The organism is Mammaliicoccus sp. J-M41 (assembly GCF_022385935.1).
Lineage (GTDB): Bacteria > Bacillota > Bacilli > Staphylococcales > Staphylococcaceae > Mammaliicoccus > Mammaliicoccus sciuri_A.
This window is the reverse complement of record NZ_JAJNIR010000061.1, coordinates 1-2979: the sequence shown is the minus strand read 5'-3', so window position 1 is coordinate 2979 and position 2979 is coordinate 1. Positions and strand designations below refer to the sequence as shown.

Annotated in this window: 2 rRNA genes; both read left to right on the top strand. The window is 49.5% G+C overall.

Features of this window, described 5'->3' with window-relative positions:
- Positions 1-2796 (top strand): 23S ribosomal RNA (locus LQ686_RS13810); the annotation flags it as partial.
- Between the two features lie 84 nt (positions 2797-2880).
- Positions 2881-2979 (top strand): 5S ribosomal RNA (gene rrf / locus LQ686_RS13805); the annotation flags it as partial.

The following is a 2979-nucleotide window of genomic DNA, read 5'->3' as shown; positions in this document are numbered from 1 at the left end:
CATGAGTTATGTCATGTTATCCGCATATGAATACATAGTATGTGAGAAGGCACACCCGGAGAACTGAAACATCTTAGTACCCGGAGGAAGAGAAAGAAAACTCGATTCCCTGAGTAGCGGCGAGCGAAACGGGAAGAGCCCAAACCAATAGGCTTGCCTATTGGGGTTGTAGGACACTCTATACGGAGTTACAAAGGAAATGATTAGACGAATGGTTTTGGAAAAGCCAACCATAGAAGGTAAAGGTCCTGTAGTCGAAAGTCATTTCTCTCCTGAGTGGATCCTGAGTACGGCGGAACACGTGAAATTCCGTCGGAATCTGGGAGGACCATCTCCCAAGGCTAAATACTCTCTAGTGACCGATAGTGAACCAGTACCGTGAGGGAAAGGTGAAAAGCACCCCGGAAGGGGAGTGAAATAGAACCTGAAACCGTGTGCTTACAAATAGTCAGAGCCCGTTAATGGGTGATGGCGTGCCTTTTGTAGAATGAACCGGCGAGTTACGATTTGATGCAAGGTTAAGCAGTAAATGTGGAGCCGTAGCGAAAGCGAGTCTGAATAGGGCGAATGAGTATCTGGTCGTAGACCCGAAACCAAGTGATCTACCCATGTCCAGGTTGAAGTTCAGGTAACACTGAATGGAGGACCGAACCGACTTACGTTGAAAAGTGAGCGGATGAGGTGTGGGTAGCGGAGAAATTCCAATCGAACTTGGAGATAGCTGGTTCTCTCCGAAATAGCTTTAGGGCTAGCCTCAAGTGATGATTATTGGAGGTAGAGCACTGTTTGGACGAGGGGCCCCTCTCGGGTTACCGAATTCAGACAAACTCCGAATGCCAAATAATTTAACTTGGGAGTCAGACTATGGGTGATAAGGTCCGTAGTCGAAAGGGAAACAGCCCAGACCACCAGCTAAGGTCCCAAAATATATGTTAAGTGGAAAAGGATGTGGCGTTGCCCAGACAACTAGGATGTTGGCTTAGAAGCAGCCATCATTTAAAGAGTGCGTAATAGCTCACTAGTCGAGTGACACTGCGCCGAAAATGTACCGGGGCTAAACATATTACCGAAGCTGTGGATTATCCGTAAGGATAATGGTAGGAGAGCGTTCTAAACGTGTCGAAGCATGATCGTAAGGACATGTGGAATGTTTAGAAGTGAGAATGCCGGTGTGAGTAGCGAAAGATGGGTGAGAATCCCATCCACCGATTGACTAAGGTTTCCAGAGGAAGGCTCGTCCGCTCTGGGTTAGTCGGGACCTAAGCCGAGGCCGATAGGCGTAGGCGATGGATAACAGGTAGATATTCCTGTACCACCTATGATTGTTTGAACGATGGGGGGACGCAGTAGGATAGGCGAAGCGTGCTGTTGGAGTGCACGTCCAAGCAATAAGACTGAGTGTTAGGCAAATCCGGCACTCGTAAGGTTGAGTTGTGATGGGGAGTTGGATCATGTATCCGACGAGTCGTTGATTTCACACTGCCAAGAAAAGCCTCTAGTTAGAAAATAGGTGCCCGTACCGCAAACCGACACAGGTAGTCAAGATGAGAATTCTAAGGTGAGCGAGCGAACTCTCGTTAAGGAACTCGGCAAAATGACCCCGTAACTTCGGGAGAAGGGGTGCTTTTTAGGGTGCAAGCCTTGAAGAGCCGCAGTGAATAGGCCCAAGCGACTGTTTATCAAAAACACAGGTCTCTGCTAAACCGTAAGGTGATGTATAGGGGCTGACGCCTGCCCGGTGCTGGAAGGTTAAGAGGAGTGGTTAGCTTCTGCGAAGCTACGAATCGAAGCCCCAGTAAACGGCGGCCGTAACTATAACGGTCCTAAGGTAGCGAAATTCCTTGTCGGGTAAGTTCCGACCCGCACGAAAGGCGTAACGATTTGGGCACTGTCTCAACGAGAGACTCGGTGAAATCATAGTACCTGTGAAGATGCAGGTTACCCGCGACAGGACGGAAAGACCCCGTGGAGCTTTACTGTAGCCTGATATTGAAATTTGGCACAGCTTGTACAGGATAGGTAGGAGCCTTTGAAACGTGAGCGCTAGCTTACGTGGAGGCGCTGGTGGGATACTACCCTGGCTGTGTTGACTTTCTAACCCGCACCATTTGATCATGGTGGGAGACAGTGTCAGGCGGGCAGTTTGACTGGGGCGGTCGCCTCCTAAAGAGTAACGGAGGCGCTCAAAGGTTCCCTCAGAATGGTTGGAAATCATTCGCAGAGTGTAAAGGCACAAGGGAGCTTGACTGCGAGACCTACAAGTCGAGCAGGGTCGAAAGACGGACTTAGTGATCCGGTGGTTCCGCATGGAAGGGCCATCGCTCAACGGATAAAAGCTACCCCGGGGATAACAGGCTTATCTCCCCCAAGAGTTCACATCGACGGGGAGGTTTGGCACCTCGATGTCGGCTCATCGCATCCTGGGGCTGTAGTCGGTCCCAAGGGTTGGGCTGTTCGCCCATTAAAGCGGTACGCGAGCTGGGTTCAGAACGTCGTGAGACAGTTCGGTCCCTATCCGTCGTGGGCGTAGGAAATTTGAGAGGAGCTGTCCTTAGTACGAGAGGACCGGGATGGACATACCTCTGGTGTACCAGTTGTCGCGCCAGCGGCATAGCTGGGTAGCTATGTATGGACGGGATAAGTGCTGAAAGCATCTAAGCATGAAGCCCCCCTCAAGATGAGATTTCCCAACTTCGGTTATAAGATCCCTCAAAGATGATGAGGTTAATAGGTTCGGGGTGTAAGCGCAGTAATGTGTGTAGCTGACGAATACTAATCGATCGAAGACTTAATCAAATTTTAAATCGGTTTTAGCCGTAAAATCTACTTACTATCTAGTTTTGAATGTGTAATACATTCATCATAAGTTATTACTATTTGTCTGGTGACGATAGCAAAGAGGTCACACCTGTTCCCATGCCGAACACAGAAGTTAAGCTCTTTAGCGCCGATGGTAGTTGGGCTTACGTTCCGCGAGAG